Origin of the sequence: Paracoccus sp. IB05, from assembly GCF_016405985.1 — a bacterium.
Taxonomy (GTDB): Bacteria; Pseudomonadota; Alphaproteobacteria; order Rhodobacterales; family Rhodobacteraceae; genus Pseudogemmobacter.
The window spans coordinates 63,400-84,105 of the sequence record NZ_JAEFCF010000007.1; the positions used below are offsets into that span (position 1 = coordinate 63,400).

Genomic DNA, 20,706 nt, shown 5'->3' on the forward strand with positions numbered 1-20,706 from the left:
GGCCTTCTCCGCGCGTCTCTTTCAGCGGGAAAGAGGCGTATGATCCGTTTCATCTTTTCACGACTATTGTATCTGGTGCCGACCTTCCTTGGGATCACCATCGTTGCCTTCTCCTTCCCGCGTTTGCTGAAGGGCGATCCGGTGCTGCTGATGGCGGGCGAACGTGGCGTCTCGCCCGAGCGCCATGCCGAGATCTCGGCGCAGCTTGGGTTCGACAGGAATATCGTCCTGCAATATTTCGATTTTGTCGGACGGTTGTTTCAGGGCGATTTCGGCAATTCGCTGGTGACGAAAAAACCGGTTCTGTCCGAATTCCTGACGCTTTTCCCCGCGACCATCGAACTTGGCTTTGTCGCCATCGTGCTGGCGACGCTGGTTGGCGTGCCGATTGGCGTACTGGCCGCGATCAAGCGCGGCTCCTGGTTCGATCAGCTGTCAATGTCGGCGGCGCTTGTGGGCTTTTCGATGCCGATCTTCTGGTGGGGCCTGCTGCTGATCATCGTCTTCTCCGGCAACCTGGGCTGGACGCCGGTCTCGGGCCGGATCTCGCTGATGTACTTTTTCCCCAATGTCACCGGATTCATGCTGATCGACAGCCTGCTTTCGGGCCAGAAAGGCGCCTTCGCCTCGGCTTTGCATCACCTGATCCTGCCCTCCATCGTGCTGGCCACGATCCCGCTGGCGGTGATCGCGCGGCAGACGCGGTCTGCCATGCTGGAGGTGCTGGGCGAGGATTATGTCCGCACCGCCCGCGCCAAGGGGATGCCGGCGCGCCGGGTGATCGGCGTCCATGCTTTGCGCAACGCGATGATCCCGGTCGTCACCACCATCGGCTTGCAGATCGGCGTCTTGCTGGCGGGTGCCATTCTGACCGAGACGATCTTCTCCTGGCCGGGGATCGGCAAATGGATGATCGATTCCATCTCGCGCCGTGATTATCCGGCGGTGCAGTCGGGCCTTTTGCTGGTCGCGGGCGTCGTCATGCTGGTCAATCTGCTGGTCGACCTGACCTATGGCCTCATCAATCCGAGGATCCGCAACAAATGAGCGACACTTTCGTCAAACTCACCGATGCGCAGATCCGTCGCCGGATGCTGGCCGAGTTCTGGTTCTATTTTTCGCGCAATCGCGGCGCGGTGATCGGGCTTTGCGTCTTTATCCTGCTGGTGTTGATGGCCTGCTTTGCCGATCTGATCGTGCCGCACAGCCCGACCATGCAATATCGCGGGATGGAGAAACTGCCGCCCGCCTGGGCTGCGGGCGGCAATTCCGACTTCTGGCTCGGGACCGATGCCGTTGGCCGCGATATGCTGTCGCGGCTGATCAAGGGCTCGCAATATTCAATGTTCATCGGAGTGGTGGTGGTTTCCATCGCGCTGGTCGGCGGTATCGTGATCGGGCTGATCTCGGGCTTTTTCGGCGGCTGGGTCGATGTGGTGATCATGCGGGTGATGGATGTGATCCTTGCCTTCCCGTCCCTGCTGCTGGCGCTGGTGCTGGTCGCCGTGCTGGGGCCAGGGCTGACCAATGCGATGATCGCCATTGCCATCGTCTATCAGCCGCATTTCGCGCGGCTGACCCGGGCGGCGGTGATGTCAGAGCTGAAGCGCGATTACGTCTCGGCGGCGCGGGTCTCGGGTGCGGGCAATCTGCGGCTGATGTTCAGAACGATCCTGCCGAACTGTCTTGCACCGCTGATCGTCCAGGCGACCCTGTCGTTTTCCTCGGCGGTGCTGGATGCCGCAGCGCTTGGTTTTCTGGGCATGGGGGCGCAGCCGCCGACCGCCGAATGGGGCACCATGCTGGCCGAGGCGCGGGAATTCATCCTGAGCCATTGGTGGATCGTCACCTTCCCGGGCCTTGCCATCCTGATCTCGGTGCTGGCGATCAACCTGATGGGCGACGGGCTGCGCGATGCGCTTGATCCGAAACTGAAGCGGAGCTGAGACGATGGCGCTGTTGAAAATCCGCAATCTGACGGTCCGTTTTGCCACCTCGACCGGCTCTTTCACCGCCGTCGACGGCATCGATACAGAGGTCGACCGCGGCGAGGTTCTGGCCATCGTGGGCGAGAGTGGCTCGGGGAAATCGGTCTCGATGCTGGCGGTGATGGGGCTTTTGCCCGACACCGCCACCATCACCGCCGATGAGATGAGCTATGACGGCCACGACCTTTTGCATATGACAAAGGCCGAACGCCGCCAGCTGATCGGACGTGAGATCACGATGATCTTCCAGGAGCCGATTGCCTCGCTGAACCCATCCTTCACGGTCGGGTTCCAGATCGAAGAGGTGCTGCGCCTCAACCTCGGCATGTCGCGCCGTGATGCCCACGCCCGCGCGCTGGAGCTGTTCCGCCAGGTCGGCATCCCCCTGCCCGAGGAAAAGCTGACCTCCTATCCGCATCAGATGTCGGGCGGGCAATGTCAGCGCGTGATGATCGCCATGGCGATTGCCTCGAAACCGCGCCTTTTGATCGCGGATGAGCCAACGACCGCGCTCGATGTGACGATCCAGAAGCAGATCCTCGATCTGTTGATGGATCTGCAGGAGGAATACGGCATGGCGCTGATCCTGATCACCCATGATATGGGCGTGGTCGCGGAAACCGCCGACCGGGTGGTGGTGCAATATCAGGGCAAAAAGATGGAAGAGGCCGATGTGCTTTCGCTGTTCGAGGCCCCGAAGCACCCCTATACGCGGGCGCTGCTGTCGGCTCTCCCCGAGAATGCGACCGGCGACCGGCTGCCGACCGTCTCTGATTTCTTCGGGGAGGCGGTGCGATGAGCGTGGTTCTTGAAGGCCGGAATATCACCCAGGACTATCACATCGGCGGCGGCCTGTTCGGCGCCTCAAAGACCGTCCAGGCGCTGAAAGGCGTCAGCTTTTCGGTGGAAAAGGGCAAGACGCTGGCGATTGTCGGCGAAAGCGGCTCGGGCAAATCGACCCTGGCGCGGATCATCGCGCTGATCGACGCCCCCTCTGGCGGGGATCTCCTGATCGAAGGCCAGCCGGTCAATATCGCCCTGAAGCGCCCCGATCCGGTGCTGCGCTCCAAGGTTCAGATGGTGTTCCAGAACCCCTATGGCAGCCTCAATCCGCGCCAGAAGATCGGCTCGGTGCTGATGGAGCCGCTGGTGATCAACCGGCCCGCGATCGCGGCCGAGGAACGCCGCGCCCTGGCCGAGGCGATGCTGGTCAGGGTTGGCCTTGGCCCCGAGCATTTCAACCGCTTTCCGCATATGTTCTCGGGCGGGCAGCGGCAGCGGATCGCAATCGCGCGCGCCCTGATGCTGAACCCGTCTTTGCTGGTTCTGGACGAGCCGGTCTCGGCGCTGGATCTGTCCGTACAGGCGCAGGTGCTGAACCTGCTCGCCGATCTGCAGGAGGAATTCGGGCTCACCTATGTTTTCGTCAGCCATGACCTGTCTGTGGTGCGCTATATTGCGGATGATGTGATGGTGATCAGCCAGGGCCTGGCGGTGGAACAGGGCAAGCGAGAGGCGGTTTTCGCCAATCCGACCGATGCCTATACCCGCCAGCTTTTCGCCGCGACCCCGGTCACCGATGTCGAGGCAATCCGCGCGCGGGTGGCAAAGCGCCAGGCCGCGCGCGAGGCGGCAGGCGCGCCGCGCTGAAGCACTGCCCGGATAGCCCCGGCAAGATCCCCGGACGGGCGCAATCTGCGCCCGACCTCCGTCAGCCGCTGCTGTGGCGGCGCTGACTGCCCTGCCCCCTCGCGATTTTGCAGGCGCCGCCGCTGGTTGCTGTCGGGGGAAACCCATCCCTCGGGGGTACAACCCTGGCCTGGAGCTCGGTATTTCTGCGCATTATGCGAGAAAGCACCACCGGGACGGCGGGCGGCGACCGCGCTGCATCTCGCGCTCTGACTGACTGCCGCCGGTGCCCGGGCGCGGAATATTCGGGGGATTTCCGATCTCTGCGCAGTGACCTTGCGGCACATTTCTGTCCCGCTTCTGTGACTGTCCGTGGCCGGGCGCTCGCCATGCCGGCCATATGATCCGCCGGCGCCTGCGCTGTCATCGTAAAGTCCCTGCGGAAGGTGCCGGGCGGGCGAGTCGAAGACCCCGAGCAGGCCAGAACTGATGCGACTTTCTGCCGATGAGAAAAACGGATGAAATGGCCAGATTGTCGCCACAATGTGACCACAATATCCAGGTGATACTCAACCCACAGTTGGTTACCGAGTCTTAAGCAATACCTAAGAGGAGGATGCCATGTTTCTTGTCTCACTCGCCGCCGCAACACTTGCCGGAGCTTTCGCAGCCGGCGCCGCCTATAGCCTCGGATCTGGTATCTTTGGCATTGTCGTGACCTATGCAATCGCGGGCAACATCACCTTTGCTGCCATCATTGCAATGCTCACCTCCGGGGTCCACACAAGCGATGTCGATTTCCAGCAGCAAGCGGAACTTGATCTTCTTGCCCTGAAACTGGAACTCATGCGCCAGGATGAAAGCGGAAAACGCGTCAGCTTGTTCCGCCAGGAACGTCACGGTCATAAACGCAGATCCCGGGTGGTTCCCCGGCCAATGCGCTCCGTGAGCTGAGGGTCTTTGCAACAGCCGGTCCGGGGATGCGCCAGATCTTCCCCAGCCCGATGATTGGCCAGGGGGCATGCGCGGCGCTCAAAGGCCATCGCATGCCCCCCCTTGCCACAAGCGTTACGCCTGCGGCGTCGATTGGCACCTGACTGCCCCCCGGGAGCCACCCCGGCCTGACACGGACGCTTCCTGCCTTGCCCCGTACTCCGGGTTTGGACCGCCATAACTGGCATTTCACGGCCCTGGTCATGGGCTCTGGCTGGTGGCCCCACCGGGATTTGCAGGTCGGGCGGAATGTTGCCCGGGTCCGGCTTAGCTTTCCCGCTTATTGTGCCAGGTTTTCCCGGTGTTGGTGATCCGTAACCGGCAATGCCAGATCCTGTTCGATCTGAGCCCTGCATATGCCAGGCTCACATGCGATCTGCATCATTTTTTCCGGGCATGCGGTCTCTTCGGCAATGCGGGCCAGTTCACGGACGGCGCGCGCCTCACACGCGCTCACCTGGAAACACCGCTCCGCGAAAAATGCGTGGAACCCGCAGGTGACAGATTGGCCGCGTCCCGCCCCCGCAGAAAACCGCGCCAGTGTCACCCGCATCGCCACAGGTTTTTCGACGGGGGGAAGCGGAGTTCAGGAGCACCGCCGCCACCTTGCCTGCCCGCAGTGGGAAAAGCGGGCGCTTCGGGCTGATGCTGTTCGCTCGCCATGAAGTCACCGATAATATGCCGTAGGGCAGAAGCTGGCGGCTGTTGCCCGCCACGCCCTCTGCGGTCGGGCAAAGTCAGGCCCGCCCCATAGTTACCGCCGGATGCGCCCCCGGGCTGCGCAGCAGTCCTTGCTCAGACAGGCCTTGCACAGGCAGTCCTTGCACAGGCAGGCCAGAGATGACGTAATCATCCGGAGCGGCACTGGCGCGCGGCGACAACCCGGAATGCCGGCACTGTTTTCCCGGACGGCGCCTCTATCCATCTTTCCATATCCGTCATGAATGAAATATGAACCCGGCTATGGCACAGGGTTTTCCTCTCGCGACACGCGGCATGGTTGTGGGTCTTCTCGGCGGGTCGTTCGATCCGGCGCATGAGGGACATGCCCATATCACCCGTGAGGCGATGAAGCGGATGGGGCTTGACCAGGTCTGGTGGCTGGTCTCGCCCGGGAATCCGCTCAAGGCGCGTCAGCCGGCGCCGCTTTCGGTGCGGCTGCAACAGGCGCGGCGGGTGATGCGGCATCCGAAGGTGCGGATCACCGATCTCGAGCGGCGCCTCGGCACACGCTTTACCGCGGATACCATCGCGACGCTGCGGGCGATTTATCCGGGCGTGACCTTTGTCTGGCTGATGGGGGCCGATAATCTCGCGAGTTTCCACCGCTGGGACCGCTGGCGGCGGATCATGGAGACGGTGCCGGTTGGTGTCCTCGCACGACCAGGGGCGGGTCTGCGCGCACGGCTGTCGCCGGCGGCGCAGATCTATGGCGGCAATCGGGTCGGGCGCGGCGAGAACCTTGCGCGGATGAAGCCTCCGGCCTGGGTTTTCGTCAATCTGCCGATGAATGATGCCTCATCGACCGAGATCCGGGCGAAGGGCGGCTGGCGGGGGTCAGCGGCGGGTGCTGCCCGCGGCTCCTGATGGAGCCTCCCCCGGGATATTTCAGGACAGATGAAATGGGGCCTGCCCCCGCGAGGTCCAGGGGGCCAGGTCAGTGAGGTCAGATATACGCGCCAGAACACATCGCGGTACGTGGCTGACGGGCCGGGCTGACCGGGCGGGCTGACCGGGCGGGCGATGAAACACATTGCGGGTGTGCCGCGATGCAGCTGATCAGCGCGCGTCAGATAGCTCTTGCTCGCCATGTGCCGATCATATCGGTTCATGAATCTGCCCACAGCTTACCCCTGGCGCTCCGGACATAATGCATTGATGCACCAACCTACAGGCCGGATACCCTAAGCCAAATCATAAGATAACCTATTAAAATCAAATAACTTTCTGAGTTAGTTTCTCCTGCGCAGGCCCATTGGACCCCACGCAGTCCTGGCGGGCAGATGCCAATCGGCGGGCGGGCAGACGGGCTCGCTCAAAAATCTGCCCGAACCCGGCCCATCCGCGCTGAAAGGTTCGGCCTGAAACGCCCTGAGCCAGGCGCTGGTTGCCTGCCATGACTGCGGTGCCGCCGCGCTCCAGGATCGCGGCGTGGCAAGGCCGGGCGTCGAAGACCCCATCTCCGGTTCCGGTGCCGATCTGTTCATCAGGGGGGATCTGGCCAAACAGGTGGGGCAGCTCAGGGCTGTCGCCCTTGTCGCTCGAGGTGAACTCTGCGGCCTGGATGTCGCCGGTAGCCGCGTCCATCGCCAGATGAACCTTGCGATGTTGGCCCCGGCGCTGTGTGCCATGCCTGCGCGTAAGCCATTCGCCGTCACCCAGAAATCTGATCCCTATACTGTCGACCGGCAGGTCCGGGCGCAGGGCAGTTCGATATCTGCACAGTGATCCGTTTTTACCTGCGGCTCAGGATAGAAATTCCGGCATTGGCCGATCGAGGCCAGCCCTCGACAGAATATTCGCCACCATCCCGGTCGTTTGTCGGCGCCGCAGGCCAAAGAGGACCTTCACCATGAGGCAGAACTGAATGGCCGCATCGCTGAAGACCGCCGGCCGACCGTTACCCCCAGTCTTAGGGCCGCGCCACACCATGACTGTATTGAAGCAGGCCCGGGACTGCGAGGCATCTGGTCATTGCCCTTCATGACAATCTGTCTTGATCATAAGAGACCACTGGTCGCGCTGTGGACCACTCAGGACAGGCTCGATCGCCATGATGTCGCCGAGCGACTGGCAGACCTGGACCTATCCGCAATTGCGCGGCCCCAGGCGCGCGATCCTTCCGGTTTCGAGCTTTGGTTCCAGGGGCGTCTTGAGGGGAAATCTGAGCCAGGCCAATGGCTTGATCAGTTCGACCTTCATGCGGCGGCGCAATTCTGTTTCGAACTTGGCCGGGCGGCAATTGCGACGAAGCTGCGAAGATCAACCGCGATCCGAGAGGATCTGCACTGGTGGCCTGCCGCTATCGGTTTCCGGCTATGCGCCGGTGGAGACGCGGATCTCTGCGCGGCCTTGGTCGGATTGCAACATCTGATGGGGCATTCCGGCGAAGGGCCACGCAAGATCTTTGGCGGCCTTTACGATGTGCTCGCCCGCGATCCTTGCCCCGAGGAAATGCGGCCGTTTCGCAGTATCCTGCAGCGCCATATTCTGGAAACCTGGCCGCTCGCGCCGGGGGATGAGGTGCTTGGAGAACCCGTCTTGCACCCTGGGCGTATGGGGGTGCGGGCAGTGGCGCATCTGCTGCAAATCCCCGAGACTGAGGTCATCGCGGCGATTGGCGAAGACCGCAGCTGCCCGCCGGAATGGAGGCTGATCGGCAGGGCTGAAGCGAAGGCGCTTTTCCCGCAGAGCCTCGCCGAGCCTGAATTCTGCAAAGCTCTCTCGCTTTCAACGCGGCAGTTTAAACAAATGCGAGATGAGGGCTTGCTGCAGCCCGTTGAGGGCGGGTTCTGGGACGTTTGGGCGGCGCAGGATCTGATCGACGATCTGTTGCATGGCGCAGAGCCGATATCTTTCGTCCTGCATGACTGGTGCAGTCTGACGGAAGCCTCTGACCGGTTGCAGATGACATTTCCCGAGATCATCGACGACATCCGCTCCGGGCGGATTGCGCGGGTTGGCAAGTATTTACAGCGGTCCGGCTTTGCCTCGATCCTGATCAATCTTGGCCATTTGGAACAGGAAGGAGAGGCGATTTCGATTGAAACTTTTGCCTTTTCGCTGGGGCTGCGACCTGGTGAACTCATGACCTTCGTCCGTCGCGATAGCGTCTCGTGCCAGCAGCTACGCGGGGCGCGGGGCAATGCACAGGTGCGAATGAGCGCGGCGGACAGGCAGGCCTTCCATGAACGTTTCATCAGCTTTCGCGCTCTGGGAGGAGCGGCGGGTTTGGGATGGGGGGGCGCTTCAGGCCTGGCTTGACGCAAGCGGAATCGGGCCTGTGGGCGGCAGTGCGAGGATTTATTCCCGCGCCGAGGTCAGTCGTCTGCTTCCCTGACCGCAGGTCTCATGCTGTTTTCACTTGACGCCTTTGCGCATGCTTCCCCTTTTTTGGCTGGTTGCCAACACCCGCTCAGCGCGGCCTGCCTCCGACCCAGACCGCACGGATGGCGCGGTCGTCGCCCACCATCACGGTGGGGAACAGCGCCTGCCAGAGGGTTTCGGCGCGGGCGGCGGCCTGGGCGATGGCCGGGGTGGAGGTCAGGTCGATCACCGCCAGATCGGCTTCCATCCCGGGGGCGATATTGCCGATCTGCCCTTCGGCATGCAGCGCCCGGGCCGAGCCGACCGTCGCCAGCCACCAGAGCTGCGCCGGATGCAGCGCCTCGCCGCGCAGCTGGGCCACCTCATAGGCGGCGGCCATGGTGCGCAGCATGGAAAATGACGACCCACCGCCGGTATCCGTGGCCAGTCCGACCCGCAAATGCCGCGCAAGACCCATGTCGAAAAGCCCCGAGCCGATGAACATGTTCGAGGTCGGACAATGCACCAGCGAAGCACCGGCCTCACGCAGCCGCGCCTTTTCGCGGTCGGTCAGCCAGATCGCATGGCCGTAGACCGCGCCTTCGCGCAACAACCCCTGGGTCTCGTAAGTATCGAGGTAATCGCGCGATTGCGGGAAGAGGTCTTTCACCCAGGCGATCTCATCCGTCTGTTCCGAGAGATGCGTCTGCATCAGGCAATCGGGGTGCTCGCGCCAAAGCGACCCAAGCGCCGCCAGCTGTTCAGGCGTCGATGTCGGCGAAAACCGTGGCGTGATCACATAGGACAGCCGGTCCCTGCCGTGCCATTTCTCCAGCAATGCCTTGCTGTCATTATAGGCGGATTGCGCGCTGTCGCGCAGGCCCTCGGGGGCATTGCGGTCCATACAGGTCTTGCCCGCGAAAACCCGCATCCCCCTTGCCTGCGCGGCCCCGAAAATCGCATCGACCGAGGCCGGATGGATCGTGGCGTAGGAACAGACCGTTGTGGTGCCGCGCGCCAGCACCAGATCGAGATAGCGCCCCGCGATCTCCTCCGCATAGGCGGGATCGGCAAAGCGCATTTCCTCGGGGAAGGTATAGAGGTTCAGCCAGTCGATCAGCCGCTTGCCCCAGGAGGCGATTATCGCGGTCTGCGGGTAATGCACATGTGCGTCGATAAACCCGGCCGAGATCAGGCAGTCACCGTAATCATGCACGCTTGCGCCGGGATGGGCCGCACGCAGATCGCCCGCCTGCCCCACCGCCCTGATCCGGCCCTGGTCGACCAGCACCGCGCCCCGGCTCAGATGCTGCGCCGCAGCCTCGCCGATCACAAAGGGGTCCCCGGTGAAACTCAGCACCTGTCCCAGCAGCAGATCCGCCATTCGCCTCTCCGATCCGTTCACATCCTGTCAGCGAAACACCGCCACCATGTTACAATAAGCCGTCATCAGCGAAAGGAAATCCGGCGCTTGCCCCCTGTTTCCCGCATACGGCTTCCGGTAAACCCGGTGAATGCGGTGTCCGGAGAGTGCGGTGAAGGAGTGTCCATGAGGGAAACGGTCCAGGAGCGCGACGACGAGGAACTGGCCGCCGAACGCCTGACCCAGGTGCTTGAAGCCGTTGCGGCAAAGGATACCGCGCGGCTTGATTTGCTGCTTGATCCCCTGCACGCCGCCGATATCGCCGATATCCTTGAGCAGATCTCCTCGGGGGACCGCAGCGGGCTGCTGGCGCTCTGGCATGGCGGCATCGACGGCGATGTGCTGTCCGAGATCGACGAGTCGATCCGCGAAGAGGTGATCGAATCGCTGCCTGACAGCGTGGTAGCCGAGGCCGTCCGCGAACTCGACACCGATGACGTGGTCGATATTCTCGAAGATCTCGACGAGCCCGCGCAGGAAAAAATCCTTGATGCGCTGGAAGATGCCGACCGGATCGCGGTCGAACAGGCGATGTCTTACCCGGAATATTCCGCCGGGCGTCTGATGCAGCGCGAGGTGGTGATCGCCCCCGAGCACTGGAATGTCGGCGAGACGATCGACTTTCTGCGCGGTGCCGACTGGCTGCCCGACCAGTTCTATCATGTCATCCTCGCCGATCCGAGGATGCGCCCCATCGGCTATGTCACCCTTGGCCGCATCCTCTCGGCCCCGCGCGATGCAAAGCTGAAAGACATCACCGAAGAAAGTTTCCGCACCGTCAGGGCGACCGATGAAGAGGCCGATGTCGCCTATTACTTCAACCAGTATCACCTGATTTCCTGCCCGGTGGTGGATGAGAATGGTCGGCTGGTTGGCGTCATCACCATTGATGACGCGATGAATGTGCTCGACGAAGAACATGAAGAAGACATGCTGCGCCTCGCCGGTGTCTCGGATGAGAGCTCGATCCAGGACGGGGTGATCGCGACGGTCAGAAGCCGCCTGCCCTGGCTCGTGGTCAATCTCTTCACCGCCTCGCTTTCCGCATTGGTGATTTCACAATTCGAAGGGGTGATTGCCTCGCTGGTGCTGCTGGCGGCTCTGATGCCGATTGTGGCCTCGACCGGAGGGATTGCGGGTACGCAGTCGCTGGCGGTGGCGGTGCGCTCGCTTGCGACCCGCGATCTGACGCCGGCCAATGCCCGGCGGGTTATCTGGCGCGAACTCCGGGCAGGAATGGTGAACGGGATCTTCCTCGCGCTGGTTCTGGCCCTTGCAGCCGTGGTGTTCTTCCACGACCCCTGGCTTGGATCGGTGCTGGCGATGGCGATGATCTGCAATCAGGTTGTGGCGGCAACGGGCGGGGTTCTGGTGCCGCTTGCCTTTAACCGGATGGGGATGGACCCGGCGCTTGCCTCGGGAACCTTTGTGACTACACTCACCGATGTGATGGGCTATCTCGCCTTTCTTGGCTTCGCTGCACTGGTGCTGTTGTGAAAGAACTCAAAGCTGAAATCCGCAGACAGGCTGCTGAAGCCCGCGCACTCGCCTATGCGAAAGGGCAAGGTCAGGCAGCGGATCTGCTGGCGGATTATCTGGCGGCACATGCCGGCAAGGTGCTGTCGGGCTATATGCCCTTCCGGACCGAGATCGACCCCCTGCCCGCCATGGCGGCACATCAGGGCCCGCTCTGCCTGCCGGTGATCCCGGGCCGCGACCAGCCGCTCAGGTTTCGCGAATGGAGCCCGGGTGCCCCCCTGATCGAGGGCACCTTCAAAGCGCTGATCCCGGCCGAGGGTGGCTGGCTGGAACCCGAGATCCTGATTGTTCCGATGCTGGCCTTTGACGCGCGCGGCTTCCGGCTGGGCTATGGCGGCGGTTTTTACGACCGCACGCTCGAAGCCCTGCGCGCGCGGCGCCCGACGCTGGCAGTCGGTTTCGCCTTTGACGCGCAGGAGATGGCCGAGGTGCCGATCGACAGCACCGATCAGCGTCTCGATGTCATGATCACTGAAAGCGGTGTCAGGTTTTTCGGGTGATCCGCGGCCTGGTCCTCGGCCTCTTCGCCGCGGGCCCCGCAGCCGCCGGCTGCTTCACCGCAGAGGACCTGCCCGCGCGCGCGGTCTATTCCGACGGTGCCACGCTCGAATATCTCGACCTGACGGATGATGTGCTGACCTATCGCAGCGGCCAGATCACCTCGCGCATGGCGGATGGTCTCTGGCCGCTGACGAGCGAGGCGCCGGGCTTCCGGATCAGCTATGACTGGAGCGCGCGCCTGCCCTTACCCGGGCCAGAAGCGATCCGGGATCAGGGCGGCGAAATCACCCTGCAGGGCCGGATGACGCGGCAAAAAGCAGCGCCGGTGACAGTCTCGCTCACCATCCGGGTGCTGGGCGAAGAGGCGGTGACCTGGGAAGACTGCATCTATACCGCCTTCCGGATCCACAAGGTGATGACGGCGGCGGAGGGCCGGAAGATGATGGATGCGAGCCTTCTGTTCGCGCCGTCGGCCATGCTGGCCATATCGACCGAAGCCTTTGATCTGACGGATAATACATCGCGGGTCAGCCAGCTGAAATCGCTTGAATAGCGCCATATCAGCCGCGCGCGCGGAACACCTCGCGGATCGTCTTGACCTTACCCGGCTCTTTCACCTGATAGCCCGGCAGCTGCGAGATCTCGCGCGCGAATTCCGGCCCGCGCATCACCGCCAGCACCCGCTCCATCGCCGGGTGGTCGAGGATGCGGCGGTGGCAGATAAACACGTAGTCTTCCGTCAGCACCGGCACAAAATCGAGCCCGAACTGCCGCGCCGCCGCCTCGACGCCAAAGGCCACATCGGCAAAGCCCGAGGCGACATAGGCCGCTACCGCCGCATGGGTGAATTCGGAATGCGAATAGCCGTTGATCGCCGCGCCCTGGACCTGGTGCTGCGCCAGCAGCTGATCGAACAGGATCCGCGTGCCGCTGTCGGGATCACGGTTCACCAGCCGCACGCCTGAGCGCGTCAGATCATGGCAATGGGTGATCCCCAGCGGGTTCCCCTTACCCACAATCAGCCCCATCTCGCGCGTCACGAATGAGATCACCCGATGTTCCTCGGGGTCGAGCCAGCCGCGCGTCATCGCGAGCGTGCGCGCCCGCAGCTCGCCCTGCGGCAGGTGCATCCCGGCAAGATCACAGGTGTTTTCCACCATCGAAACCAGGGAATTCGAATTCGAGACATAGCGGAAATCAACGCTGCCCTCGAAATCCCGCGCCAGCAGCTCACGCAGTTTCGGCACCGCGAAACCATGGCTTGCACGCACCCGCAGCTCGAGCCGCCCGCTGGCAAGCGTCTGGTTCACCTCGGTCTGGAGTTCCTGCGCCAGGTTTTGCAGCAAAGGCCGCAGCCGCGCTTCCAGCCGTTCCGCCGCCCAGACCAGCTTGTCGCCAAAGGCCGTCAGGCTGGTGCCGCTGCCCTGCTTGCGCTCCACCAGATCCGAGCCGAAAAACTCCGACCATTTGACCAGCAGATTCCAGGCATGGCGGTAAGACATCCCCGCCCTGGCCGCCGCGACCGAAAGCTTGCCGGTATTGCGAATATCCGACAGCAAGCCCAGCGTGATCTCCAGCCGCTCCTGGGTCTCACGGCGCTGAAACGCCCAGACCGGCGCGATTTCAACCCTGACTGACCTGTCCATCTTATGAACTCCTGTTCATGTCTTCACCCTGCAAGTCCGGCACAAGCTTTCCGGACCTTGGCCGGTGAGTCATGTAACCCATATCATATTCACATAATTTTTCACCGGAGTAAGCTTATTTTCATCAGGCGATTCCGGGAGGAGAGCGGATCGCCCGGTCAATATATGAACTGACGTGCATATGATGGAGGGAACTATGCTCGACCAGAAGACCGGCGGGATCTATCCGCTGCTGATCGGCGGCGAGACGCGGCCCGCGCTTTCGGGCCGCACTTTCGAGACGCTGAACCCCGCAACCGGCGCCCATCTTGCCCATGTGGCCGAAGCCGGGGTCGAGGATGTCAATCTCGCCGTCGCATCTGCGCGCAAGACGTTTGAAGAGGTCTGGGCCCCTATGCGCGCCGCCGACCGTGGCGCGCTTCTTCTGCGTTTCGCCGAGGTGATCCGGAGCCACAGCGAAGAACTGGTCGAGCTGGAAAGCCTTGATTCCGGCAAGCCGGTTTCCGCGATCCGCCGCCAGGATCTGCCGGCCGTGATCGACACGCTCACCTATTACGCAGGCTGGGCCGATAAGATCACCGGCACTGTGACCCCTGCCCGCCCGGACGCGCTGACCTATACGGTGCGCGAGCCGCTGGGTGTTGTCGGCGCCATCATCCCCTGGAACTTCCCGCTGATGATCGGCATGTGGAAGATCGCACCCGCGCTGGCCTGTGGCTGCACGGTGGTGCTGAAACCGGCAGAGATCACGCCGCTGACCGCGATCCGGCTGGGCGAGCTTGCGCTGGAAGCCGGGCTGCCGCCGGGTGTGCTGAATGTGGTGCCGGGCTTTGGCAAGGTCGCGGGCCAGGCCATCGTGGATCACCCCGATATCGACAAGGTGACCTTCACCGGCTCGCCGGTTGTCGGGCGCCAGATCCTGCAAGGATCGGCCGGGAACCTGAAACGCGTGACGCTCGAACTCGGCGGGAAATCCGCCAATATCATCTTCCCCGATGCCGATATCGATGCGGCAGTGCGGGCGGCGGGTTCGGGGATCTTCTTCAATACCGGGCAGGTCTGCTCGGCCGGCTCGCGCATCCTCGTCCATGAATCGATCCATGACGAGGTGGCCGAAAAGCTCGCGGCCCGGGCCAAAGGCATGCGGCTCGGCAATCCGCAGGAGGCGGGCACCTCGATGGGGCCGGTGGTCTCGGAAGTGCAGATGAACCGTATTCTGGATTATATCGAGATCGGCCGGGCCGAGGGCGCAGAGATCGTGACCGGCGGTGCCCGCCATGGCGACCAGGGCTATTTCATCGAGCCGACCGTCTTCGCCAATGTCCGTCACGACATGCGCATCTCGCAGGAAGAGATCTTCGGCCCGGTCGCGGCAGTGGTCCCGTTCAAAGATGATGAGGATGCGCTGCGCCTTGCCAATGGCACCGTCTACAGCCTCGCCGCCGGGGTCTGGACCTCTGACATGACCCGCGCGCACCGCTTCACCCGCAAGCTGAAGGCCGGCACCGTCTGGGTCAATACCTATGGCCCGACCGATATCCGGCTGCCCTGGGGTGGCGTGCGCGATTCCGGTTTCGGGCGCGAACATGGCGAAGAGGCCATCGCCAATTTCACCGAACCGAAGGTGGTCTGGATCAATACCGGACCTGCCTGACCTGACACCCGAACTCCCTGAAGCCTGTTCCCGAGGCTGACTTCGGGGTCCGTCTGACTGGTCACGACCAGGGTGGCGGACCCCGCTTTTCCCAAATTCCCATAAAGGATCTCCCGATGCGTATCGCGATCATCGGCCAGCAGGCCTTTGGCAAAGCCGTTCTTGAAGCCTTCCTCGCGCGTGGCGATGATGTCGCCGCCGTCTTCTGCGCACCCGAAAAGCCTGGTGCGAAACCCGATCCGCTGCGGCTCGCAGCCGAAGAAAAGGGGGTGAAGACCTTGCAGCTCCCCAATCTGACCAGCGACGCGGCGGCAGAGGCGCTGCGCGCGCTGAATGTCGACCTCGCCGTCATGGCCTATGTGCTGCAATTCGCGCCGCAGGGCTTTGTGACCATCCCGAAACATGGTGCCATCTGCTATCACCCCTCGCTTTTGCCGAAATATCGCGGCCCGAGCGCGATCAGCTGGCCGCTGATCCGGGGCGAGACTGAGACCGGGCTGACGATCTTCCGCCCCAATGACGGGCTGGATGAGGGCGATATCGTTTTGCAAAAGACCACAGCGATCAGCGCTGATGACACGCTTGGCACCGTCTATTTCGACCGGCTTTTCCCGATGGGTGTGGCCGCGATGCTCGAGGCCGCTGACCTGATCCTTGCGGGCAAACACAGCGAGACCGTGCAGGATGAGGCCCTGGCCACCTATGAGGGCTGGTGCCGCGACCCCGAGGCACGGATCAACTGGTCGGCCCATGCGATCGATATCCATAACCTGATCCGGGGCTGCGATCCGGCGCCCGGCGCCTGGATGCTGGTCGGCGACGAGAAAATCCGCATCTATGACAGCCATCTGATCTCCGCCCGCCGCTTTGCCGATGTGAAAGGCAAGCCCGGCACCATCGCCGGGATCGACGGCGGCAAGGTCCAGGTCGCGCTGCAAGGTGGTCTGATCGAGATCGGCCGCGTCCGCACCGCCCAGGGCGAGAAGCTCAGCGCGGCAGAATATGCCAGCCGCCTCGGCCTTGCGATCGGCGACCGCATCGACAGCTATGACGCCGGGCTGCGCACCGCTGCCGAATGACAAAAAACCGCCCGGGCCTTACGGTCCGGGCGGTCTCTTCAGCGCCGATTGCGCATCTTCCAGGGCGGCGGCTTATCGCCGGCCATGATGCAGCCGTAAGGGTCAATGCAATCGACCACATCGGCGAGACCATAGTCGCGGATCTGCTCCGTCACCGCGCCCGCGCGCTTATAGCCCGAGGGCAGTTCCGAACCATCCACCACCCCGGCACAGAAGCGGATATCCAGCCCCGCCGTCTCGGTCGCCATCATCTGCGCCGGCGACAGGCCGTCATGGCGGCGGCGATGTTCTGTGCGCGAGAAGTTGCGCCCGGCCCCATGCGGCGAGAAGCCCGGCGCGCGGCCGGCATCGCGGCCCCGCACCACCAGCACCGGCTCGGCCATGTTCAGCGCAATCAGGGTCAGGCCGGTGGCGTCAGCGGCATAGTCGCCCCAGGCCGGGGTCGCGCCCTTCCCGTGCAGGAAGACTTCGCCATGAACCGGATCCTCGCGGCGGAAAACGAAGTTATGCTCGTTCCAGAACCGCTCTCCCGCATTTGCCCGCAGCCGTTCAACCACCGCCTGATGCAGCGCGTTGTGATTGGCTTTGGTCCGGCGGCGGATGATCTGCAGCGCCTCCCAATATGCGTGGCCTTCATCGGTATCGGCGGGGATCCAGGCATTTTGCTTCAGCGTGGCCGGAGACAGCACACGGCGGAATTTCTCTGCCACCGCCATGCCCTCCTTATACAGATGCCCGCCCGGGCCGCGTAATCCCTGACGGGTGACAATCGCCACCCGCCCCATCGCGCGCGAGCCCCCGATGAAGAGGAAATGGTTGCCCCAATTTATGACTCAGGAACGGTCATGAAGCATAGTTTACTAAGAGAAAATCTATCATGACCGAAAGCCGTAGATCACGATGTATCACAAATCTCTGATCGCATCACATGACTCATCGGCCTCAGCCGAGATCAAAGATGCACTTCGCTTGGCAAGGGCACTCGAAACGAGCTGGCTTGCCGCCGCCAGCTCTTTGGGTAGCGCGTCGGCAAGCCAGCTCTATGCCGGCGTCTCGCTATTTTTTTTACGTCGCGCGCGCTCTTTCTTGAGCGGCTGAAATTATTGATGAGTTCGGCAGAATCCACATTCTCGACGACACTGTCGAACAGGCGGTGGGGCGACACCCCAAGCGCATTCGCGAGCGCGACGAGCTCGATAACATCAACCCGGCGCTGGCCGGTTTCTATGTTTGCCACCGTCGCAGGCTGACACCCCAGTCGCTGAGCAGGATCTCGTTGCGTCAGGGGGCTCGAACTGGCTGCGGTTGACCTCACCCCCCCAGGTGCGCGTCACTTTGAAAAACTCAGAAGCCTTTGGGTCGGAAGCAGCTGGTTCTACCTGCTTGAGGACGGGATCACTGACTATGCCTGTCGGGACGCTGGAGAAGGAATCTGTCTTGGCCGCGAACACCTGATGCTGCTATAGAAAACCGCGACATTGAAATTCTGAGGCCTGTCGTTTTCCCCAACTCGCTTGACTACCAGTTCGACGATCTCGACAAATTCGCGCCTTATCCCGAAGCTGCGCGTCTGGCGACGGAAGAATTCTGGTCTCCGCATTTTTCCGGCCGCAGAGCGGCTCAGGTTCTTGTTCCCGTGGAAGAACTTGATCGAAATCTTTGGTCCGCGGTTGATGCCGATGCGGGCAGGGTCTGGGATCGGGCAATGGGAACGCCACTGGTCCGGCTGACCATGGCGAGGTCGGCAATGGACAGCTTCCTCTCAACGTCGGCAATGGAGAGCTTCTTCTCAACGCTGAAGACCGAACGGACGGCCCGCAAGGTCTGCGGGACCCGCACCGAAGCGCGTTCCGGCGTGATGTCACCCCCAGCTTTTATCCAGCGAGAGCGAGACTCCGGGTTTGAGTTTTGCCTTTTGGGGCGGGTTGGGCAACGGGGTCTGGCGCGGAGCTTTGCGTGTTGCGCAGCGTCATACCGCGTTGCGGTGTGAAGATCCGGGCGAATTCGGAAGGCGTTTGCCAGCCAGGGCGGGAGTGCGGGCGTTCCCTGTTATAGTCCGTGCGCCAGGCGGCCAGCCTGACGCGGGCGTGGTGCAGGGACGGGAACAGGGTCTCGTTCAGCAACGCGTCGCGCAGGCGACCGTTGAAGCTCCCGATGAAGGCATGTCTCGGGCCGGCTTTCCGGGCGCGATGGAGTGCCAGTCGATCTTGCGGTCATCGGCGAAGGTCAGGATCGCGTTCGGGGTGAACTCGGTGCCCTTGTCACTGACCACCGTCACAGGCCTGGCCAGCATCTCGAACAGCGTTGCCAGTTCCCGCGCGCCCCTTGCTCCGGACAGGGACGTGTCGGCGGTCATTCCGTTCGTCGGGAAAACGATCCCCCGGATCGTTTCCTGATCCTCCTCCACCTCTGGCCCCTTCAGCCGCTTTGCCTCACTGACATCCAGGCCGCCATACCTGGCCTTCCACTCGTAAACGCTCGCATCGCTGACGCCGTGCTTGCGGCACAGATCGGCACCGGAAACCCCGGCCTCACCTTCGTCGGGCAAACGGTCCACCGGAGCGTTTGCTTGTCCTCCCCGACTTTCAAAAGGCCGATGATCTGATCTTCGGCGAACCTGCTGCGCTTCATCTCTCGTCCTCTCTGTTGGACCAGAGGCTACGTCAAACTGGATGAGCCCCAGGGGGCAACGTCAGTGTTTTCCCTGCCCCCGTTGCGTGACCGGCGCGAGGATGTCGCGGCACTTTTGCAGGCGCTGCTGACCACCAGTGAACGCAGCCTTGGCCGCAGGACCGGCTTCAACGCCGATGCGCTGGCGCGTTATTTGCGGTTCGCGCTGGATCCGGCGGCGCTTTGGGCGGGCAACCTGCGCGATCTGGACGCGTCAGTTCATCGCCTGGCGGTGCTGGCGGAACGGGGCTGCATCACCGTGCCTATGGTCGGGGCGGAGATTGCACTGCTGACGGCACAATGGCGCGCGGCCGGGGCTGACCGCGACCATGCGCTGCTGCGGGAGGTGCTGCCGGAGCCTGAATCGATTGAAGAATTTGACCGCGCCCAGCTGGCGGCGGTGATCCGCGCCTGTCGCGATTGCGCGAGCCTTTCCGCAGCGGGACGCAGGCTCTTTGCCGCCTCGCGCCAGGAGAAGGCCAGCCAGAATGATGCCGACCGGCTGCGCAAATACCTTGCGCGTTTCGGGCTGGACCGGGTGGCGATCCGCGGCTGAGCGGCGCCTGAAAGCCCCGTCCGGAAAGTCCTGTGGTCAGTCTTTTTTCCTCTTCGGCTGCAACGCGTGTTCCAGCCGTTCCGCATAGGCGCGGCGCTCGGTCTCGTTCAGTGTCGCCAGATAGGCGCCGATCACCTCGCTGGCGCTGATCAGGCGGCGGCTGTTGCTTTCCGAGATCGTCACCAGCGCGTCCTGCATGGCGCCGGCATCAAAAGGTGTGGCCCGGAGCGCGGCCAGAAGCGGGTCATAATCGGCGCGCAGCTGCGCATGGCCGCGTTTCAGATCGGGGTTGCGGCTGACCCAGGCCTCGCGCATCGCGCGCCAGTCCTCGCCCCGCATTGCCGTCGCCAGCGGCCCGAGCCCATTGTCGCGCCGCCCGCCCGACCCATGTTCCCCGCCGCTTTTCGCGCCCGGTTGCATATCGGACCAGGCCCCCAGCCAGGCGCCGGCAAAAAACCCGCCAATGGCCAGATTGAGCGCCAGTGAGGCCGCCAGAAGCGCCCTGACCCAGCCGCGCGTTCCAGGCTGTCCTGCGCCGTTTTGCGGATCCGTCACACCCATCTCTCCTCAGCCTCCGGCCAGAAAATAGATCGCCACCGGCTCCAGTTCAGGCCCGTCATCGCCCTCGCCCCCGGTCGCGGCCCCTGCCCCGGTCCAGAACCCGTCGCTGAGCCCGGCGGGGTCGGAATAGCCCAGAAACAGCGCCAGTGCGGCCACTGCGCCAAGGCTGGCCACCACAGCGCTCCCCCCGAACCCCGCGCTGAAGGACGACCAGATACGCCCGATGCCTGCAAGGAGACCCGCAGCCGCCGGGTGTGCCCCCCGCAAAGGCGCGCCTGAAGGTGCCGGCATCGCCGCAAGGCCCGCCTGCAGCACATGCGCCATCAACGCCCCGGGCGGCTCTGGCGCAGTCGCCCGCGCGAGAAGAAAGACGCGGTCAAGTTCGGCGCCCGTCAGCTCCGGCGCAGTCCGTTCTGGTCCATTCAGCTCTGTCTTGCCCAT

The 20,706-nt window shown here is 63.2% G+C and carries 19 protein-coding genes and 2 pseudogenes; 12 read left to right on the top strand and 9 right to left on the bottom strand.

Going from position 1 to position 20,706, the window contains the following annotated elements; translation table 11 throughout:
* The first annotated feature begins 39 nt into the window (after positions 1-39).
* The 4 genes from JC607_RS06715 to JC607_RS06730 are packed head-to-tail and all read left to right on the top strand — an operon-like array spanning position 40 to position 3,638.
* Positions 40-1,047: an ABC transporter permease subunit gene (locus tag JC607_RS06715; protein ID WP_198836175.1), complete on the top strand. Its 1,008-nt coding sequence runs from the start codon at positions 40-42 to the stop codon at positions 1,045-1,047.
* Positions 1,044-1,946 (top strand): ABC transporter permease subunit, encoded by a 903-nt coding sequence (locus JC607_RS06720; protein WP_198836176.1) that lies wholly within the window; start codon positions 1,044-1,046, stop codon positions 1,944-1,946. The genes JC607_RS06715 and JC607_RS06720 overlap by 4 nt, the downstream gene beginning before the upstream one ends.
* A 4-nt stretch (positions 1,947-1,950) precedes the next feature.
* Complete coding sequence (locus tag JC607_RS06725) at positions 1,951-2,787, top strand: ABC transporter ATP-binding protein (protein ID WP_198836177.1); 837 nt, start codon at positions 1,951-1,953, stop codon at positions 2,785-2,787.
* Positions 2,784-3,638, top strand: a complete 855-nt coding sequence (locus JC607_RS06730) for an ATP-binding cassette domain-containing protein (RefSeq protein WP_198836178.1) — start codon at positions 2,784-2,786, stop codon at positions 3,636-3,638. The genes JC607_RS06725 and JC607_RS06730 overlap by 4 nt, the downstream gene beginning before the upstream one ends.
* Before the next feature lie 612 nt (positions 3,639-4,250).
* On the opposite strand, the gene JC607_RS06735 is transcribed toward JC607_RS06730, so the two are convergent.
* Entirely contained in the window at positions 4,251-4,523 is a 273-nt protein-coding gene (locus JC607_RS06735; protein WP_198836179.1) for a hypothetical protein, read from the bottom strand.
* Between the two features lie 1,050 nt (positions 4,524-5,573).
* Here JC607_RS06735 and JC607_RS06740 point away from each other — a divergent pair.
* On the top strand, positions 5,574-6,197 hold the full coding sequence (locus tag JC607_RS06740) for a nicotinate-nucleotide adenylyltransferase (RefSeq protein WP_198836180.1): 624 nt from the start codon (positions 5,574-5,576) through the stop codon (positions 6,195-6,197).
* A gap of 426 nt (positions 6,198-6,623) precedes the next feature.
* On the opposite strand, the pseudogene JC607_RS06745 reads toward JC607_RS06740, so the two are convergent.
* Positions 6,624-7,262 (bottom strand): annotated as a pseudogene (locus tag JC607_RS06745) (IS5 family transposase); the annotation flags it as partial.
* A gap of 51 nt (positions 7,263-7,313) precedes the next feature.
* On the opposite strand from JC607_RS06745, the gene JC607_RS06750 reads away from it, so the two are divergent.
* Complete coding sequence (locus JC607_RS06750; RefSeq protein WP_198836181.1) at positions 7,314-8,594, top strand: hypothetical protein; 1,281 nt, start codon at positions 7,314-7,316, stop codon at positions 8,592-8,594.
* A 151-nt stretch (positions 8,595-8,745) separates the two neighbouring features.
* Here JC607_RS06750 and guaD read toward each other — a convergent pair whose 3' ends face one another.
* Positions 8,746-10,020, bottom strand: a complete 1,275-nt coding sequence (guaD, locus tag JC607_RS06755; protein ID WP_198836182.1) for a guanine deaminase — start codon at positions 10,018-10,020, stop codon at positions 8,746-8,748.
* A gap of 165 nt (positions 10,021-10,185) precedes the next feature.
* Here guaD and mgtE point away from each other — a divergent pair, with 165 nt between their 5' ends.
* Genes mgtE through JC607_RS06770 form a run of 3 tightly spaced genes read left to right on the top strand, consistent with a single transcriptional unit; the run spans position 10,186 to position 12,652 of the window.
* Positions 10,186-11,556, top strand: coding sequence for a magnesium transporter (gene mgtE, locus JC607_RS06760; RefSeq protein ID WP_198836183.1), 1,371 nt, complete (start codon positions 10,186-10,188; stop codon positions 11,554-11,556).
* A complete protein-coding gene (locus JC607_RS06765) occupies positions 11,553-12,098 on the top strand; it encodes a 5-formyltetrahydrofolate cyclo-ligase (RefSeq protein ID WP_198836184.1) in 546 nt (181 codons plus the stop codon). Before mgtE ends, JC607_RS06765 begins: the two co-directional genes overlap by 4 nt.
* The gene (locus JC607_RS06770; protein WP_198836185.1) at positions 12,095-12,652 is read left to right on the top strand and encodes a hypothetical protein; all 558 of its coding nucleotides are present in this window, start codon (positions 12,095-12,097) and stop codon (positions 12,650-12,652) included. The genes JC607_RS06765 and JC607_RS06770 overlap by 4 nt, the downstream gene beginning before the upstream one ends.
* Before the next feature lie 7 nt (positions 12,653-12,659).
* Here JC607_RS06770 and JC607_RS06775 read toward each other — a convergent pair whose 3' ends face one another.
* Positions 12,660-13,745 carry a substrate-binding domain-containing protein gene (locus JC607_RS06775; protein WP_092898213.1) on the bottom strand — a complete coding sequence of 362 codons (1,086 nt, stop codon included), beginning with the start codon at positions 13,743-13,745 and terminating at the stop codon, positions 12,660-12,662.
* 196 nt (positions 13,746-13,941) lie between these two features.
* Between JC607_RS06775 and JC607_RS06780 the strand changes: the two genes are divergently transcribed.
* Both JC607_RS06780 and JC607_RS06785 read left to right on the top strand, forming a co-directional pair.
* A complete protein-coding gene (locus JC607_RS06780; RefSeq protein WP_198836186.1) occupies positions 13,942-15,399 on the top strand; it encodes an aldehyde dehydrogenase family protein in 1,458 nt (485 codons plus the stop codon).
* Positions 15,400-15,515: 116 nt separating this feature from the next.
* The gene (locus JC607_RS06785) at positions 15,516-16,478 is read left to right on the top strand and encodes a methionyl-tRNA formyltransferase (protein WP_198836187.1); all 963 of its coding nucleotides are present in this window, start codon (positions 15,516-15,518) and stop codon (positions 16,476-16,478) included.
* A gap of 38 nt (positions 16,479-16,516) precedes the next feature.
* Here JC607_RS06785 and JC607_RS06790 read toward each other — a convergent pair whose 3' ends face one another.
* From JC607_RS06790 to JC607_RS06800, 3 genes and pseudogenes are all read right to left on the bottom strand, one after another.
* Positions 16,517-17,263 carry an RtcB family protein gene (locus JC607_RS06790; protein WP_198836188.1) on the bottom strand — a complete coding sequence of 249 codons (747 nt, stop codon included), beginning with the start codon at positions 17,261-17,263 and terminating at the stop codon, positions 16,517-16,519.
* A gap of 167 nt (positions 17,264-17,430) precedes the next feature.
* Positions 17,431-17,793, bottom strand: coding sequence for a helix-turn-helix transcriptional regulator (locus JC607_RS06795; RefSeq protein ID WP_198836189.1), 363 nt, complete (start codon positions 17,791-17,793; stop codon positions 17,431-17,433).
* A gap of 559 nt (positions 17,794-18,352) precedes the next feature.
* Positions 18,353-19,109 (bottom strand): annotated as a pseudogene (locus JC607_RS06800) (integrase core domain-containing protein).
* A 64-nt stretch (positions 19,110-19,173) separates the two neighbouring features.
* On the opposite strand from JC607_RS06800, the gene JC607_RS06805 reads away from it, so the two are divergent.
* Entirely contained in the window at positions 19,174-19,704 is a 531-nt protein-coding gene (locus tag JC607_RS06805; protein ID WP_198836190.1) for a transcriptional regulator, read from the top strand.
* Between the two features lie 36 nt (positions 19,705-19,740).
* Here the strand turns inward: JC607_RS06805 and JC607_RS06810 are convergent, their stop codons facing one another.
* Positions 19,741-20,259, bottom strand: a complete 519-nt coding sequence (locus tag JC607_RS06810) for a periplasmic heavy metal sensor (protein WP_198836191.1) — start codon at positions 20,257-20,259, stop codon at positions 19,741-19,743.
* A gap of 12 nt (positions 20,260-20,271) precedes the next feature.
* A complete protein-coding gene (locus tag JC607_RS06815; protein WP_198836192.1) occupies positions 20,272-20,706 on the bottom strand; it encodes a hypothetical protein in 435 nt (144 codons plus the stop codon).

Coding starts and splice junctions, on each gene's coding strand:
- JC607_RS06725 (WP_198836177.1), top strand. CDS start 1,951: ATGGCGCTGTTGAAAATCCGCAATCTGACGGTCCGTTTTGCCACCTCG.
- JC607_RS06785 (WP_198836187.1), top strand. CDS start 15,516: ATGCGTATCGCGATCATCGGCCAGCAGGCCTTTGGCAAAGCCGTTCTT.
- JC607_RS06730 (WP_198836178.1), top strand. CDS start 2,784: ATGAGCGTGGTTCTTGAAGGCCGGAATATCACCCAGGACTATCACATC.
- JC607_RS06775 (WP_092898213.1), bottom strand. CDS start 13,745: ATGGACAGGTCAGTCAGGGTTGAAATCGCGCCGGTCTGGGCGTTTCAG.
- guaD (WP_198836182.1), bottom strand. CDS start 10,020: ATGGCGGATCTGCTGCTGGGACAGGTGCTGAGTTTCACCGGGGACCCC.
- mgtE (WP_198836183.1), top strand. CDS start 10,186: ATGAGGGAAACGGTCCAGGAGCGCGACGACGAGGAACTGGCCGCCGAA.
- JC607_RS06815 (WP_198836192.1), bottom strand. CDS start 20,706: ATGGGCAAGACAGAGCTGAATGGACCAGAACGGACTGCGCCGGAGCTG.
- JC607_RS06715 (WP_198836175.1), top strand. CDS start 40: ATGATCCGTTTCATCTTTTCACGACTATTGTATCTGGTGCCGACCTTC.
- JC607_RS06780 (WP_198836186.1), top strand. CDS start 13,942: ATGCTCGACCAGAAGACCGGCGGGATCTATCCGCTGCTGATCGGCGGC.
- JC607_RS06720 (WP_198836176.1), top strand. CDS start 1,044: ATGAGCGACACTTTCGTCAAACTCACCGATGCGCAGATCCGTCGCCGG.
- JC607_RS06790 (WP_198836188.1), bottom strand. CDS start 17,263: ATGGGGCGGGTGGCGATTGTCACCCGTCAGGGATTACGCGGCCCGGGC.
- JC607_RS06750 (WP_198836181.1), top strand. CDS start 7,314: ATGACAATCTGTCTTGATCATAAGAGACCACTGGTCGCGCTGTGGACC.
- JC607_RS06740 (WP_198836180.1), top strand. CDS start 5,574: ATGGCACAGGGTTTTCCTCTCGCGACACGCGGCATGGTTGTGGGTCTT.
- JC607_RS06735 (WP_198836179.1), bottom strand. CDS start 4,523: ATGACCGTGACGTTCCTGGCGGAACAAGCTGACGCGTTTTCCGCTTTC.